Genomic DNA, 15938 nt, shown 5'->3' with positions numbered 1-15938 from the left:
GATTGTGTGCGTCAAGTTCTGCAAAGTGGGGCGGCCGGTCAGGCTGGCTAAGCGGCTTCGCGAAGAGTGCTTTTCTTGTGCTCCTTGAGATCCTCCATGTTGAGGTAGCGGTGGGCTTCCAGCCAGTTCTCGTGCGTCTCGACCGCCAGCGCCCGCACCAGCCGGCAGCATGAGGCCGCATTGGGGAAGATCCGCACCACGTAAGTGCGCCTCCTGATCTCCTCGTTCAGCCGCTCGAGCATGTTGGTGCTTTTGAGATGCTTGTGATGCTGGCGCGGCAAGCGGTAGAAGGTGAAGGTCTCCTCGATCGTCTCCTCGGCCCAGGCGACCAGGCGCGGGTAGCGTCCCTCCCACTTGGCAATCCAGGCGGCCAGATCCCGCCGGGCTTCCTCGACCGAGCGGCGGTCGTAGAGCCAGCGCAGTTCCTGCAGGCAGTCATCGTCGGCTTTGCGCGGCAGGTGATCGAGCGCGTTCCTGAGGAAGTGCACATAGCAGCGCTGATACGCGGCCTCACTCAGCACCTCGCGGATCGCCGCCCTCAGCCCGGCATGGTCGTCCGCCACCACCAGTTCCACCCCTGAGAGCCCACGCTCGCGCAGGCCCTGGAGAAAGGTGCGCCACGAGGATTGGCTTTCCCGGTTGGCCATCTCGACGCCCAGGATCTGGCGCCTGCCGTCCCAGTCGATGCCGACCGCGATCAGCACGGCTTGCGAGGCAACGATGCCGCCCTCGCGCACCTTCTCGTAGCGCGCATCCAGGATCAGGTACGGGAACGGCTCCTCGAGCCTTCGGGAGGCGAACTGCGCCAGGCTGTCGTCCAGGCGCTTGTTGATGGCCGAGATGGCGGAAGCCGAGAAGCTGTGGCCGCACAGCTCCTCGGTGATCGCCTTGACCTTGCGGGTGGACACACCCTGGACGTACATCTCAGCCAGGGTAGCCACCAGCGCCTGCTCGGAGCGCTGGTAGCGCTCGAACAGCTCGGTGGAGAAGCGGCCATCCCGATCCTGCGGCACGCGCAGCTCGAGCTTGCCGACCCGGGTCACCAGGGTGCGGGTATAGTAGCCCGAGCGGTAGCCCAGGCGAGCCGAGGTGCGCTCGCCCTTCTCAGCCTGGAGGGCATCGGTCATCTCGGCTTCGAGCATCTCCTGCATGACGGCGCGCACGATCTCGCGCAGGCCGTCCGGGCTCTGGCTGAGAAGGCCCTTGATGGCAGCGGCAGCAGGTTTATCCTTTGCAGTGGTCATGGTGGGGCTCCTCTCGGAGGGTGACTTGGACATCACCATCCTGCCATGACCGCCCCAATCAGGCGATTTGCAGAACCTTCACCACACTACTCGGTATCCCGCTGCATCACGGTAGTTCGTGACCTCCCACCGCCAGTGGGGGCTACATCCTGAACCGGCATTGCGCCCCAGTCACAGACACGCAGCTTGTTGTCGAGGGCGCGGTCGAACAGAGCGAGATCTCGGATGCGCTGTGCTACCTGGGCCTGATCCGAATGGCCCAGAATGCTTTGGCCTTCAGAGGCGGATTGGATCAGATCAGCTCGCCCGGGTCCAGGGTGTAGTGGTTCGGCAGGGATGTTCAGCAATCCAGTTTTGCAGTGCAGTGCTCCTGAAACGAAGCCCCGTAATGAACCTTGGCCGTTCTGCCGACAAACCTAGACGGTGCAATCCTCCCAAATCTCCATCAGCTTACAAGGCTACACTCGTCCTATCCTTTGTTCTGATCTCCAGCACGTACCTCCTTGAAGATCGCAATTGCTAATCCTCGCTCACAGGACACCGTAACAAGGGATAGTTGAAGAGTGTTGCTGAGGCTGAGCTGGCTCCTCGCGTCCCAACCAGCTTACTTGCTCACGGGTTTACCTGATGGAGACCGAGTTATTCGCGCCTTCAACTTGCGCAAAATGGAATTGATGTGCTCCTTGACGGCAACCTCGCCGATCTCCAACAGATCCGCAACGGCGGCTGCCTTTTTGCCGGTAACCAGATGAGCGATGATCTCAGTCTCCTCCGACGAAATGCCTGAGGCTGCCGGACATCGGTTCTCGTTCACGGCCTCCAGATGGGGGAACTGAGATGGGCTGTATGCAGCTTCAATGATGCTGCCGGATGGTTCTCTCCGGCGCCGAATGATCTTCGCGGTCATCACGGCTGCCCCCTGCAACGCATTAACCCCGTAATCTCTTTAGTCGATCAAGCAGCAGAGCACTTTGCCGTTTGCCTCAATCTTTGTGCCGTTTATCTCAAGCGCGGGATCAAAGGAGGTAGAGCCTTTCAAATCCGAAGATATTGAATCCACTCTGCCAGAACTGGCTGACCCGCTCCATTCGCGCCAAGCTGAAGATGTTTGATAGTCCGGTGAGCCAAGGCACCCTCGGCCCGCGCCTCTCTGGGTGACATATCGAACATTCCGCGGAACGTCCGGCTGAAGGCGGTTTCATTGTTGAAACCCCACGAATAGGCGATATCCGAAATGGAGCGATGAGAGTGGGCTGATGACGTGATCTGGTGGAAGCAGCGGAGCATCCGTCGTGCCCTAATGAACGCCGCCAATCCACCCAATGGCTCGAACATTCGGCCGAGCGTGGCCCTTGAAAGCCGGAACTCGCGGGCAACGCTGTCCACTGTAAGCGATGGATTTGCCAGATTGTTATCGATATAGCGCTTGATCGTCAGGATCAGTGCAGCGCGTTTAGCGACAGTTGTAGTCTCGTGAGCGTCAGCCACAGGGCCGAAACAGGCAGCAACAAGGCTCGCCGTCGCATTAGAGATGCGAGCCCCATCATCTGAGCTGAGTGAGCCTACGGCATTATATACGGTGCTCAGATATGTAGCGAGTAGGTGGCCGAGAGCGGACCGACCCGAGAGCACCAGGCCATGAAGCCCATCAGGCTTCCTCACCAGAGGCTCCAATACCGACCGAGGGATCACGAGACTGAGATTCTGAAAGGTCTGCGCCCGCGTGTGCAGCGTCCGGGACAGATCAAGGATGCTGAGGTCGCCAGGACCGACATGCACAGTTCGGCCCTCTGCATCGCCCACGTAGCCGCCTAAACAATAGAGCTGAACAAGGTAGTGATCGACACCGCTGCGCGCGATCGTCACCGGGGAACGGCGGAACTCCTGCCCAGTCGCTGCCACGCTGCCGAGGAGCAGCGGACCAAAGTGGTAACTGTCGATTTCAACCTCGAACGATGCAACGGCCTGCGTATCAGAGACCGCTACGTCAAAGAGGGGAGAGACAATGTTGCGCCACGTCCAGTATGCTTCCTCGGGTGCGGACACCAAGGATCCTTCAAATGAAAAAGATGGCAGACTTGGCATTGTTCTGACGGTGCCCGAGAGCTCGTTCTTGTTCAAGTAAGAGCTTACGGAGAAGACTAACGGAGCAGCTTTGAAAGTCGAGGCTTTATCTAGAGGTCAGTATGAACGTCCAGTCACGCCGCCGTCTAACTAACCTTTGTGCTCTCTCGACACGGTATGGGAGGTTCCGAGTTGCCACTAACCGTTTCTTATTCCCTTGCTTCGCTTTGCCAGATTATGGAACGTCACCCTAGACCTGTCCGCTAAGTGACTAGCCTTAGCTGCGCGGGATCCTTCCAATGTCACAGACCAAATGTCCCCCCAAGCACATCTTGGACTTATGCTCGATGCCTGCAAACCTCACCGAACCGGACACTCCAGAAGGAAAGCCAAGATTGGCTTCTGACTCGAACTAGACTGTCAGGGTTCTCGCCAATTTGGAAGGATCACTGGAAATTTGTATCTTTGACGCACTGATGCTGCTGAACGCGAGAATGGTCAGCCTCCAGCTCGCCCGGAGGAAGGAGAAGGAAGAACATTGTTGTCCGCCTTGTGCGAACTGGCGATGAGAGCCTGATAGACGCATTCCTAACGCAGCATGCTGACAGCTCTCTGTTCCTGCGCTCATTTCTGACGCGGGGTGGCCTTGTCGATGAAGGCAAGCCACTTCAGGGTACCTACGCAATTGCCCTGGAGGGCGAGCAGGTTGCGGGAGTCGTCATGCACTCCTGGAACGGGAACATGTACCTGCAAGCACCAGAGGACGCTACTCGTCGTGTGAATACCGCTGTCCAGGCTACCGGTCGGCCTCTCATCGCGCTCGGCGGACCTTGGTTACAGGTGATGGCGGGTACACCTGGCATTGGGTGCTCCCGCAGTGCAACGGCGCTGCCCCGAGGACTTATTTGCTCTAAACATTTCCGACCTTATCGTTCCTAAGCCTCTCGCAACGGAGGCGGTCGCGTGTCGCCGTGCGGAGAAGGATGATCTTGATCTGCTTCGGGATTGGCGCTTCGGTTATGAGGTCGAGTATACCGGTCTACCTGAGACGGCCTCAACGCGTGCGTTTGCAGCCAGCACCATTGAGGGACACGTAGAGCGTGGAGAAGCCTTCCTGCTGGAGGCAGATGGTTGTCCAATCTCCCTGTGCACGCACAATGCGCGAGTTCACGACAATGTACAGGTTGGAGGCGTGTGGACGCCGCCCGCGCTGCGCGGGTGCAGGTATGCCCGACACGATGTGGCCGGTGCGCTCCGAATGGCTGAGAGGGAGGGCGCAACGCGAGCAGTGCTCTTCACCGAGAACCCTGCCGCCCGATGCTCTTATGAGGCTCTTGGCTTCCAGCGGGTCGGAGACTTTGGCGTGATTGTCCTTGCGATTTAATCCGCGCCCCAGTCCACTGACCCCCCGTTGTTGCACCCAGACTTGGGGACTGCCTTCAGTGAGAGGCAATCCTTCGGAGCCCAAGCAGTTTGGCCCCCTCCTATCATACGACTTGAAACGCTCGGCGGGCTCGTTCCCGGATCTCTCCCAATTCGTCCTGCATGGAATTGATTTGCCCTTCCAGATCCTCAAAGGATGCGCATGGAGGTGTGAGAAACAGGCGCCCGTCCTTGCGCTGAGAGTAGCGGGTAAGGGCTATCGCGACGGAAGCTGAAGTGTTCGGGCTCGCGAAGCGGATATCAAGTTCAAAAGCCTTTAATAGATGCATGTGCGCCTCCTTCAACCTAGGTCGGACGCTGGAGCGCAAATGACCACTGCTCGTAGGTATGCTCAGTATGACCTAGGAGTGGGTAGCTGCAGGGGCACTACCCACTCGTGGGAGCAGAATGAAACTTCATCCGGAGCCGCGGATCCCGAGGGTGTTGTGAGACTGTCTTTCCCGAAGGTGTCGCTACCGTTGAGCCACGCTTACTGGCGGGGACCATAAAGGCCTGAGAAGTGGCTCGAGAATGACCCCGCCGATGATGGCGAAGGAAAGTAAAACAAGCCCGATCCGACTATAGAGCGCAGCGCGATCCTTATGGGTCATAGACCCCTCCAGTCGTCACACATCGCAGATAACGTAGATGGGCAAGCCTAGTTGCCATTCCTGGTGCCTGTGATCCGGTGCTCGCCCGCCAGAGGGTGGACGCACGATAACTGGGGTCGCTGCGCAATGAGGCCACCCCGGCGAGTGGCATGCCTGCGAATTAGTCGAGTGTCTGCTGGCCTTGGAAAACAGATATTCATGAAGCAACGAAAATTTCTTCGGATGACCCACTCCGTACGAACCATCCCGAGGTTGCGACACGTGGCTGATGGAGAGATTGTCTCCTCCGATTCTCCATTCCATAACCTTCCTTGCGAGTTACGGAGTGGCGGCTCATACTCGCGCGGACCAGATTTCCTCCTGTCTTTCACGACGCCTCGGCGCCTCCGGACTGATGCTGCGCGATCAGGGACGGTAGGCACAAGCCCGTAACCTCCTGGCGCCCAGCTATGACCAATTTACCGAGGGGTTCGACGCCGACGATTTGCAACGGGCGAAGGCACTGTTGGAGGGCCTGTTACGCCATGCGCCATCCACCAGTTGAGAGCCATTGGCAGTTCCTGACGACCATGCACAACTGGGGCACTTCTTACTACCTTCCATGAAGGAGGCGTTTAGGCGAAACGTAGGGTTTGTCGATGCGGGCGATCTGGTCCATCTCAGCTTGGCTAACGCGATATCCATCCAGCACGGGATCGAAGGTTAGGTTCTCCCAAGGAAAAACGTAGCAGTACGTCCCAGAACCGAGGAAGCCACCCACAGCAACGTCAGCATAGATGAGGCCTCCGCCGTCCGCCTCCCGATACAGCCGCTGAAGGACGCCGATCGCCGGCCGTGAGGGCCATAGATGGCTGTGCCGCTGATCCGGCCATCCCCGACAAGGCTGTTCAATAGGTTGGCTTGGTTCATCCTCGATCCCGTTCAATGACTACGGCTTGAGATGTTGAGCGAGGAAATCCCTCACGTGAGCCGCCGCCATCTCAGCGTTCTGGGGTTCTGACCTGAGCCATTCCGAGAACGTCGTCTTATCAGGCATCGGTGAGGTGGGCTCGAAGTTCTTGAACAGGGTAGGGGCCACCCTTTCTTCGACAGGCGCTCCACCCGCGGATTGCTGCGTGGTGACCCGAGGGCATCTATCAACGGCATCGGGGACAGAGATCCCATTGATGACCAGGGTGGGAGCTGCCATGCGGGACTTAACGGCGCATAGTGGGGAATAGACGAAGGCCACTGCCGCCCTGAAGCGTTCGGGCCTGACGATAAAGGCCGTAGTGTCCGCAGGCGCAGGAATCCGCCAGACATCGCCTGTCTGGAACCCCAGCAGGCCGACGCGCTGCGGGTCCGCCCAGGGTTGCTTGGCGATATAAGCGAGAGCTCCATAGGTATCGGCAACGCGAGTGGCGTCGAAGGTCGGGTTGGCGCAGGTGTCCTTGATGCCACGAGAGCTGTAGCTATCCACCAGCAGTACCGAATAGCCCCAGGACGTCAGGCGCTTGGTCCAGAATACTTCGCGCGAGGATTCAGCGAAGTTCTTTTGAGCGCCGAATTCGCTTGTGGTCACCTCAGGCGGTAACCCCCCGCAGTCGTGGAGGTAGATGATGACCGGATATGGTCCGTTGCCGGGAGGCTTAACGACGTATGCTCGTACCTCGTCGCCCCGAGGGGGCTGAAGGGTCTCGCCTTTCGCTTGCGCACGCCGCTGCTGGAATTCGCTCAGTGGAACCGCGGCACTCTCGAACCTCACTAGTTCAGCAGCATGGCTTGAGGGTATGCAGGAGAGGCAACTGACAGCAAGAAGGAAGACATGCTTGTCAAGCATGATAGCCTCCCGAACATCTGAGATGTCGTTCGCCTTGCGAGGCCGGTCAGTATATCAAAGATTTAGCAGAAAGTCTTGCGATCTGAGGTTCGCCTCTCGCACTTCTCAAAAGAAGCGCTTTGGTCTGCTCATGAGGCGGTGATCAGATCTTGGTTTCATTGGTTTTTCGTTACCCGTTGACCCATCTTAGACATTTCGAAGGCGTCAGCCGCTGATCCCGGCTCTGTTCCAGGCCTGTTTCCATTAGCGGTCCTGCAACAGCATTAGACGTGACCGCAGGGCTTCCCGGATGTGCGCCCTTGCTAGGCTCTTGACCCGGTCCGCATCGCGCGGCGATGGCCTCGATGAGGGCACGGTGCTCCTCGGCCGCAGGGCACAGTCGTAGATGTGCCCAATCAGGTCGGAGAAGCTCTCGTGCGGATTCATGGTTTCCGAGGCTCATAGCAGCGGAGAAGTACGCACGAATACATCTGCTCAAGCTAACCTAGACCGAAGGGATCTCCCTCCCCCAAATGGCGGAGGACGGGCGGATGCATGAACCATCATCTTTTCTGAACGCCAGCCTGATCGATTCGAATCAGTCCCTTTTAAGCGGTGATCACAGGAACGGCCCGACGGCTGACAGAGCCAGGCAGACGCTATCGAGGTCGCCACCCTAATGGCGAACCAAGACTGAATTCGGAACAACACTATCTCGCATTGGGGACGACCTATGGCCTCCGCTCTGCCCCCAGCAGCAACCAAGCTCCTGCCCGAACCCGTCCGCACGGCGGGGATCCTCTACAATTCGGGCAATGTCCTGCTGTTCCTGACGCCTTTCCTGCTCGGCCAGGAAATGAGCCTGACTGGCACGTTCGCTGGCAATCCGCTGCCGCCCATCGCGGCGTGCATGTTCTTCGCGGCCGGGATCGCCTACTCCCTCGGCCACTTTCGCACTGGCAACCGCCTCTCTGCGACCGCGGCTCTCCTGTTGGCCATCGACTTGTTTATGCGCGGGCATCTCCTGGCGGGAGCCACGGTGCTGTTGCTGCATGCAGGCGGGAAGTTCATCGGCTCGTTTCCCGAATTCTTTGGTAGGGTGCTGGGTGAGCGTGCTCCCAGCAGAGCCTCAGGGTTCGGCCCCATGATCAGCCGCATTCCGGTGGCCGCCGATGTGGTGCGAAGCGGGAATTGGCTCTTGGGCATCGCCTGCGCCTTATGGCTTATAGCAGATCTGTGCCTGGCTCATGCCAACAGTTCTCATGATTGAGATCCATCCCTGGGGCCTGTGGTCAGCGAAACCAGCACGAACGGTCGAAGATCTGGAAAAGCGGATCGTATACTACGAATAGTCACCTTATCGCACTTCCAAGATCTAAGCGCTTGATCCGCTTCGGATAGGAGTACCAGATGTTCCTGCCAGCGGACGTAGTTCAGTGCTGACCCAGGTGCGCCCCTTTGATCACGTATGTTTCAACTGCCATCGTTTCCGCTTTAGCTTTATGCTCAAGGAAAACATAGTGCCCCCATGCTGACCGAATGGGCTCAGGATGCGTATTCAACACAGTTGTTGCCAACTCGCTTCAGTGTTCTTTAAGTTTGGCCCTTGCGTTAGTTCCGTTTGCCAGTGGTCTCAAGAAAAGTCTGGCCGATTTCGCTATCGGCCACGCCTCGGACGATAACATTACCTAGTTGCGGCTGGATCGCCTAAACGAAGCTGGGTTGCCGGCCCTCTCACCAAGAAACGGGAGAAGCATTATGAGCGCCAGACTATTAGGTTCCTTACCCGTCCTTTCTCTCTTAGCTGCAACTGGGATCGCGCACGCCCAGGACATCACCATCGCGGTCGCGGGTCCAATGACTGGTCCCGTCGCATCGATTGGGGAGCAGATAAGGCGCGGAGCCGAACTCGCAGCCGAAGCAATCAACAAGAACGGCGGTGTCAATGGCAAGATGATCATAATATCGGTCCAAGACGATGCTTGCGACCCTAAACAGGCGGTTGCCATTGCCAATCGTATCCTGTCGGCGGGCATCAAGTTCGTTGATGGACATGCCTGCTCAGGCTCGTCTATTCCCGCGGCCGAGATCTATGGCGAGAGCAACATCTTGATGATTAGCCCTGCCTCAAGCGCCCCGAAGTTGACAGACGACGCAGCGAAGAATGGCTACACTACGATTCTTCGCCTTTATGGACGCGACGATGCGCAGGGTCGTTTCATTGGGCCCTGGATCAAGGAGAAGTACGGCACAAAGAAGATTGCGATCCTGCACGATAAGAGCGCCTATGGCAAAGGCCTTGCCGATGTGGTGAAGGAAGACCTCAACAAGGCCGGCGTAAACGAAGTATTTTACGAAGGTATCAATGCCGGTGAGAAGGATTACACTGCCGTAGTGAACCGCCTGAAGAGCGCGGGCGTCGAGTTTCTGTATTTCGGCGGTTATCACACGGAGGCTGGGCTGATCAAACGGCAAGCGGCAGACCAGAACTATCAGTTCCAGCTCATGATGGGCGATAGCCTCGCCACGCCTGAGTTCTGGTCGGTTGCCGGACCCGCAGGCGAAGGTACCCTGTTCACTTTCCCACCGGATGCCCGCGATAATGTGGCCGCCAAGGCTGCCATGGAGCAGTTCCAGCGCATCAACTTCGTGCCTGAAGGCTTCACGTTGTTCTCCTACGCTGTGGTTCAAACGATCGCTGGCGGGATCGCCAAGGCAAGCAGCACAGATCCCGTCGCCATAGCAAAGGCCTTGCGCAGCGCGAGCGTGGATACAGTGATCGGTGCCGTTAGCTTCGACGAGAAGGGCGACGTGAAGAACCCGCGCTACGACATCAACGTCTGGAGGGACGGAAAGTACAGCAAGTTGACTCAATAGGCCCAGCCGGCAGGTAGGTGCCGGCTATAATGACAATCAACAGGCTGAACAATGACGCCTGACCACTCGCAGGTAGATAACCCTCATGGCCCTGCGCGCCCATCAACCTAGCTCTGCCCCTGATGAGCAAGAGGTCCACTAATGGTACATCCCGAAAGAAATGCTTTCGTCTGCTCATGACGTGGTGAGTAGACATTTACTTCAATTGCTGTTCGTTACTCTTTGACCCAAAGCGGTCGTTCCTTAGAGGCTGAACACATGAGATGGTAGTAATCTGACGACCTGGGAACGAGGTTTGCATGAAGCGTCGTGACTTCCTCAGGGTAGGTGCGGGTGCGCTGGCAGCGACCTCTTTGCCTCATGACGTTTGTGCGCAGGTCCCGGCCATTAAAACCCACTCGCTTGGAGACTTCATACTGGCCCAAGCAGCGACGCGCTTGCAAGTCGCGCATCGAAGTGCCCCGGACTGGATCATCTGGGAAACCGTGGCCGATGACTTCCTAACCGCCGAAATTGCCACCGCGGACATTCGGGAGTTTGGCACGCCCGAGGGATCATTCGAGATTACCGACACCGTCTCTGGTGCCTTCACACACCCCACTATCGAGGCCATCGTAATCGACGGCAACAGAGCGTTGGTGACAGGGACGCTCAGAGGATCCGCCCGAACCGTCGGGTACAAGCTGGCTTTCGAGGCAGTGTCGCCCTCTCACCTGCGCTTCGTCATCACCGTAGATGCGGCAGACGTGAACCGCATCCGTCTCACTGTCGGATCGGTGACCGACGAAGCCATTTTCGGCTTCGGCCAGCAGCTGACCTACGTTAACCAGAAGGGCTTTGTCCTGCCTATTCTGGTGCAGGAACACGGGGTTGGCCGCGGCCAACCCGTCGTCACCGAGATCATCGACGTTCTCGCCGATCGGGGCGGTGGAACGCCCCTTGTGACCGAAGCCCCGGTGCCTCACTACCTGACGAGCCGCTTGCGCTCACTGTTCCTGGAGAACATCGAGTACAGCACCTTCGACATGCGCCAGTCTGACCAGATCGCGGTCAAGGTTTGGGCCACGACCATGACCGGCCGTATCCTCTATGGGCGAACGCCGCTCGAGCTGATCGAGGCGTTCACTGAGTACACCGGCCGCATGCGGGTCCTACCGGACTGGGTCCATGAGGGGTTCATCCTCGGAACCCAGGGCGGTACGGAAGTGGTGCGCCGCAAGATCGACACAGTCAACAATGCCGGCATTCCGCTCGCAGGTGTCTGGCTCCAGGACTGGCCAGGTGTGCGCGTCACCTCGACGGGTCGGCAGCTCTGGTGGAACTGGCAGCTCGACGAGACTTACTATCCGGGCTGGAAGCAGCTTGTGGCTGACCTGGAGCGCCAGGGCGCGCGCATGCTGACGTACATCAATCCCTTCCTGTCGACGGAGGAGGGTCATAACAGCCTCTACACCGAGGCGCTCGCCAAGGACTATCTCGTCCGGAATGACGACGGGACCCCATTCCTCAACCAGAACACCACCTTCTCCGCAGCACTTGTCGACCTGAGTTATCCGGACGCCCGCTCCTGGATCAAGGGCGTGATCAAGAAGGAGATGATGGAGAAGGCGGGCGCCTCCGGCTGGATGAATGACTTCGGCGAGGCGCTGCCCTTCGATGGAAAGCTGCACGACGGTGCCGATCCGGCCGTCTGGCACAACCGCTATGCACAGGAATGGGCGCGGGTCGCCCGCGAGGCGATTGAGGAGGCGGGGAGGGGCGACGACATCGTGTTCTTCGACCGGTCCGGCTTCACCCAGAGCCCGGGGGTGGCCACGCTGTTCTGGCTCGGGGACCAGATCCAGAACTGGAGCGAGTACGATGGCATCAAGTCCGCCGTCGTAGGCATGCTCTCCGGCGGCATGTCAGGAGCCAGCCTGATCCACAGCGATACAGGCGGCTACAGCGCGTTCAAGTTTGATGTCGCTGGACGGGATATCCCTCTCATCGCACGCACGCCGGAACTGCTGATGCGGTGGACGGAACTCAACGCATTTACGGCCGTGTTGCGGACCCATGAGGGTCTTGTTCCCGCAATCTCGGCCCAGTTTGACTCGAGTCCTGAACTGCTGGCGCACACGGCGCGCTTCACCAAAGTCTACAAGGGGCTGGCAGCCTATCGCAAGCGCCATGTAACGGTCGCCGCTTCCCATGGTCATCCGCTCACTCGGCACCTCTTCCTCCACTACCCCGAGGATCGCAACACGTACGGTTTGCGCTACCAATATCTGCTTGGCCCTGACCTCATGATCGTGCCGGTGGTCGACAAGGGCACCACCTCGGTCGAGGTCTACTGGCCAGAAGGTGCCGAGTGGACCGATCTCTGGACAGGCGCCAGTGCGGGGAGGGCCGGTGAGTGGACCCGGGCACCCGCGCCGGTGGGCAGGCCTGCAGTATTCCTGCGAAAGGGAGCAGAGTCGACGAATGAAATCATCGAAGGGCTAAAGGCTGCCGATGTTCTCAACTGAGGGAAAAGCTCCATTGCGACCAACGAGTAGAAGAGCAGCTTCTAGCACGATTCAGACTTAAGCCGCATGTCTATCCGGAGAGCGAATGCGGACCTCCAACTCGTGCTTGCAGAATAACGGCCGCCAGTGTGGGCGGCCTTTCTAGTGTTTGTGGCAACAAATGGCAGTTAGGTCGAACCTCGCTTCTGATTTCAGCCAATGAGATCCTGACTGATGGGTACACGCGAGAGCTCGATCGTTTCCTCCGCCCCCTGTCCAGGCTCCGCAAAGGCGAGCGAGGAGAAATTGTATTCCTCTCGCGGAACGCACGCCACGCGCCCGAAGACGAGAAGGCGGATGGGACAAAGGCTTGCCTCATCCCACCAAGACCGACCTGCCCATGGTGGCCTCGAATATAAGGCAAATATCGCGAGGCTCACTCGGTTCGGTTAACAGTTATCAACGCTCTTGAAAGTGCCAAACGCGAATCATAGAGCCCACCCACGATTCCTTTCTTGATCAGCGTATGAAGCATGCCGGATCCGGAGCCATGGACGAACCGATCACTTGCTCAATCGTAAGTGCAACCGACAGGGCTTGCACATCGGCGCCTTCTGGACAGATGATCTGCAGTCCTACCGGGAGACACCCGGGCTTCTGCGGCAGGGGGATACTCACGGCAGGGCATGCGAAGTAATTCGCAGGCTGAGTGTTGCGCGTCATGCCCAGTGCAAGCTCAAGGGCTTTCCGTCCGTCGTCCAGGTCAGTGACAGGAGGCGGAGGCGTCGTGGTCGTCGGAGTGACCCAACCGTCGAATCCAGAAAACCTTTCGGATACGCTCCGTCGCGATCTGGTTCGTTGCGCCTCAAGAGCCAAGTAATCTGCTGCCGTCACATCAAGGCCAGACGCCGCGCGCTGTGCGACAATCGGGTCCATCTGGTTGCAAGCGGCAAGAAAGCGATCTCGGCCAAGCGTCGCGATGAGACATGCCGGGAGAACCGCGGGGAAATAGCGCTCACGCTCTCTCGCCTCGGGAACGGAAACAGGGCTCAACCGGCATCCTGCAGCCGACAGGGCCTCCAGCGCTCCTTTGATCTGCGCGTCGACAACTGGGTCGAGATTGTCAAAAAAGTACTCCTGTGGGACGCCGAGCCGGAGCACCTCGATTGGAAAAGCGCGGGCTTCGGGCTTACCTGTCAGCGCAGCAATAGCCAAAGCTGTATCTCGCGCGGTGCGGGTCAGCAGACCAGGTGTATCCAGATGGGGCGCCAGGGGGAATGCCCCGTCCGTTGAGAAGAATCCGGGCGTCGGCTTGAAACCGAATATTCCATTGAATGCGGCAGGAACGCGAACCGAGCCGCCCGTATCAGAGCCAATGGCGAACGCACACAAACCGGCAGCGACTGCCACGCCTGAACCGGAGCTCGAGCCTCCTGGCAAGCGCGGAGTTTGTGCATCCCACGGATTCACTGGCGTTCCGTGAGCGCTGGAAACGCCAGTGATGCCCAAAGCGAACTCAACGGTTTTTGTCTTACCGAGGATGACGCACCCTGCCTGGCGCAAGCTCCTGACCAGAGGACCTTCCTCCCCAGCGATATCATCGATGTTCATTTTGGAGCCGGCTGTTGTTGGCATACCATCGACGACAAACAGATCCTTGACCGCAACCGGCACGCCCATCAACGGCCCAAGGTCAGTGCCGGCCGCAAAAAGCATATCTATTGCGCAGGCGGTCTTAAGCGCCTGTTCGGCAGCAACATGCTGGAACGCACCGAGTGACGGGTCGAGCACTTCGATGCGGGAGAGGTACGTCCGAGTTGCTTGCTCAGACGAGATTTCGCCATTTCGAAACCGCTGGGCGAATTCGTGCAGCCCTTCACGCCCAAGGGGATCATTTTCCAGAGCGACCATTCAGCGTTCCTCGTAATGTTAAATCCAACAGCTTCATTATTCCAGCTAGGGCATGTGAACCGTGGAAGCCACCGATTTGCAATGAAAGATGTTATCCAGTTGGATGCAGTCGACAAAAAGTGTTTGGCAAGGTTCTTGCACGCGCACTAGGGTAACGCGCTGCATGGCGGGCTTAACGGCAGCTAACGCTTTCTATTGAAGCAGACACAAGGTGAGGGAATAAATGAGGATTGCTATCGCCGCTGCATTGGCAGCCACTCTGTCTGTGGTCGGTACTCCGGCTCAGGCGCAGGTTGAAGTGGGCGTTATCAACAGCCTTTCAGGGAACTTCGCCGCATTCGGCGAACGTTATCGCACTGGCCTTCAGGTCGCACTCGATGAAATCAACGCAAACGGGGGCATCAAAGGGCAACAGCTGACCTTGACGATCCAAGACGACCGGTCCGAGGCCAAGAGCGCGCTCGCTGCGGCGGAGAGTTTTGCAAGCAAGGGCGTTCCGCTTGTTATCGGCTCCTACGCTTCCTCAATCACAGGTCCACTGGCACAGTTCCTGACACGCCAGAAGGTCCCTATGATCGTTCTGGGTAGCGCCGACGACAGCATCACGAAACCCGGTTCACCGTGGGTGTTCCGCGCGAAGCACAACTCGACGATTGTTGCGAAGGCCTATTTTGACTATTTCGATCATCTCAAGAGCACGAAGAAGGATGCACCTCTCGCAACGGTTGCTATGCTGTACGGTAACGGCGCGTGGCCAACCTCCCTTGCGAAAGAGGGCAAACGCCTTGCCGCTGAGCGCGGGTATAAGGTTGTGGGCGATCAAGCCTACGATCAGGGTGTCACTGATTTCCGACCGATCCTGAACCGCTTCCGCGGCGCCAATCCTGATATCCTCTACATTGTGTCCTATGCGGAGGATGGTGTTGCGATTACCCGCCAGATGCGTGAAGTCGGCTTGAACGCCAAGGTGATTGCGATCGATACGTCTGCAGCTCTCCCGAGCTTTGTGCAGCAGGTCGGAAAATCTGCTGACTACATAGCAACAGCCGTCAGCTGGAGCCAAGACGTTAAGTACCCCGGCGCTCAGGAGCTTTATGAACGCCTGAAGGCCAAGGCAGGTGGTGAACCCTCGTTCTACGAGGCAGAGGGTTATCTCGCACTGATGGTTGCTGCAGATGCGCTGCGTCGTGCCGATCCGAAGTCGCGTGACTCCGTGCGTGAGGCGCTGGCTACCACGGACATCACGACGCCCGTGACCACAGTCAACTTCAAGAGCGCCGACGGCTTCCAGGGGCAGAACCCGATCCGAAGCCTCATTCTGCAGATCCAGGATGGTAAGCACGTCACCGTATTCCCGGATGATCTTGCAGCGAAGCAGCCGCAGCACCCCACGCCGGAATGGTCAACCCGCTGACCCAGCCGGGCTGGTGGCACTGCCACCAGCCCGATCAAGGCAACATTGACATTTAGCGACTGGCGCGTAGCTGCGCATTGGCGCGCAGACGATCGAAGTGCCATCAATTAG

General features: G+C 58.5%; 11 protein-coding genes. 5 read left to right on the top strand and 6 right to left on the bottom strand.

The genetic code is table 11. The annotated features are described in order from the left end of the window. Positions 1–47 precede the first annotated feature (47 nt). The 3 genes from BLP10_RS21800 to BLP10_RS21785 all read right to left on the bottom strand — a co-directional run bounded on the left by BLP10_RS21800 (position 48) and on the right by BLP10_RS21785 (position 3365). On the bottom strand, positions 48–1244 hold the full coding sequence (locus BLP10_RS21800) for an IS256 family transposase (RefSeq protein WP_091135019.1): 1197 nt from the start codon (positions 1242–1244) through the stop codon (positions 48–50). 604 nt (positions 1245–1848) lie between these two features. Beyond that, entirely contained in the window at positions 1849–2151 is a 303-nt protein-coding gene (locus tag BLP10_RS21790; protein WP_091139514.1) for a LuxR C-terminal-related transcriptional regulator, read from the bottom strand. A gap of 128 nt (positions 2152–2279) precedes the next feature. Beyond that, the gene (locus BLP10_RS21785; RefSeq protein WP_139165570.1) at positions 2280–3365 is read right to left on the bottom strand and encodes a helix-turn-helix domain-containing protein; all 1086 of its coding nucleotides are present in this window, start codon (positions 3363–3365) and stop codon (positions 2280–2282) included. 820 nt (positions 3366–4185) lie between these two features. Here BLP10_RS21785 and BLP10_RS24115 point away from each other — a divergent pair. Next, positions 4186–4692 carry a GNAT family N-acetyltransferase gene (locus BLP10_RS24115; protein ID WP_091139508.1) on the top strand — a complete coding sequence of 169 codons (507 nt, stop codon included), beginning with the start codon at positions 4186–4188 and terminating at the stop codon, positions 4690–4692. Between the two features lie 103 nt (positions 4693–4795). Here the strand turns inward: BLP10_RS24115 and BLP10_RS21775 are convergent, their stop codons facing one another. Both BLP10_RS21775 and BLP10_RS21765 read right to left on the bottom strand, forming a co-directional pair. Beyond that, positions 4796–5020: a hypothetical protein gene (locus tag BLP10_RS21775; RefSeq protein ID WP_091139506.1), complete on the bottom strand. Its 225-nt coding sequence runs from the start codon at positions 5018–5020 to the stop codon at positions 4796–4798. Positions 5021–6269: 1249 nt separating this feature from the next. Then, entirely contained in the window at positions 6270–6902 is a 633-nt protein-coding gene (locus BLP10_RS21765) for a dienelactone hydrolase family protein (RefSeq protein ID WP_139165569.1), read from the bottom strand. 970 nt (positions 6903–7872) lie between these two features. On the opposite strand from BLP10_RS21765, the gene BLP10_RS21760 reads away from it, so the two are divergent. The 3 genes from BLP10_RS21760 to BLP10_RS21750 all read left to right on the top strand — a co-directional run bounded on the left by BLP10_RS21760 (position 7873) and on the right by BLP10_RS21750 (position 12523). Continuing rightward, positions 7873–8409: a hypothetical protein gene (locus BLP10_RS21760; protein WP_091139499.1), complete on the top strand. Its 537-nt coding sequence runs from the start codon at positions 7873–7875 to the stop codon at positions 8407–8409. A 488-nt stretch (positions 8410–8897) separates the two neighbouring features. After that, positions 8898–10016, top strand: coding sequence for an ABC transporter substrate-binding protein (locus BLP10_RS21755; protein WP_091139497.1), 1119 nt, complete (start codon positions 8898–8900; stop codon positions 10014–10016). Positions 10017–10315: 299 nt separating this feature from the next. Continuing rightward, positions 10316–12523 (top strand): alpha-glucosidase, encoded by a 2208-nt coding sequence (locus BLP10_RS21750; protein ID WP_091139496.1) that lies wholly within the window; start codon positions 10316–10318, stop codon positions 12521–12523. 498 nt (positions 12524–13021) lie between these two features. On the opposite strand, the gene BLP10_RS21745 is transcribed toward BLP10_RS21750, so the two are convergent. Continuing rightward, positions 13022–14413, bottom strand: a complete 1392-nt coding sequence (locus BLP10_RS21745; RefSeq protein ID WP_091139493.1) for an amidase — start codon at positions 14411–14413, stop codon at positions 13022–13024. A gap of 298 nt (positions 14414–14711) precedes the next feature. Between BLP10_RS21745 and BLP10_RS21740 the strand changes: the two genes are divergently transcribed. After that, the gene (locus tag BLP10_RS21740) at positions 14712–15827 is read left to right on the top strand and encodes an ABC transporter substrate-binding protein (RefSeq protein WP_210183653.1); all 1116 of its coding nucleotides are present in this window, start codon (positions 14712–14714) and stop codon (positions 15825–15827) included. Positions 15828–15938: the final 111 nt, after the last annotated feature.

The sequence above is a fragment of the Microvirga guangxiensis genome (assembly GCF_900102135.1).
Lineage (GTDB): Bacteria > Pseudomonadota > Alphaproteobacteria > Rhizobiales > Beijerinckiaceae > Microvirga > Microvirga guangxiensis.
Note: the sequence above shows the minus strand (reverse complement) of the source record. Positions and strands in the feature narration are given on the sequence as shown.

Bases quoted from the DNA above. Each gene is read 5' to 3' on its own strand.
- BLP10_RS21750 (WP_091139496.1), top strand. From the start codon at position 10,316: ATGAAGCGTCGTGACTTCCTCAGGGTAGGTGCGGGTGCGCTGGCAGCG.
- BLP10_RS21745 (WP_091139493.1), bottom strand. From the start codon at position 14,413: ATGGTCGCTCTGGAAAATGATCCCCTTGGGCGTGAAGGGCTGCACGAA.
- BLP10_RS21800 (WP_091135019.1), bottom strand. From the start codon at position 1,244: ATGACCACTGCAAAGGATAAACCTGCTGCCGCTGCCATCAAGGGCCTT.
- BLP10_RS21775 (WP_091139506.1), bottom strand. From the start codon at position 5,020: ATGCATCTATTAAAGGCTTTTGAACTTGATATCCGCTTCGCGAGCCCG.
- BLP10_RS21790 (WP_091139514.1), bottom strand. From the start codon at position 2,151: ATGACCGCGAAGATCATTCGGCGCCGGAGAGAACCATCCGGCAGCATC.
- BLP10_RS21760 (WP_091139499.1), top strand. From the start codon at position 7,873: ATGGCCTCCGCTCTGCCCCCAGCAGCAACCAAGCTCCTGCCCGAACCC.
- BLP10_RS21755 (WP_091139497.1), top strand. From the start codon at position 8,898: ATGAGCGCCAGACTATTAGGTTCCTTACCCGTCCTTTCTCTCTTAGCT.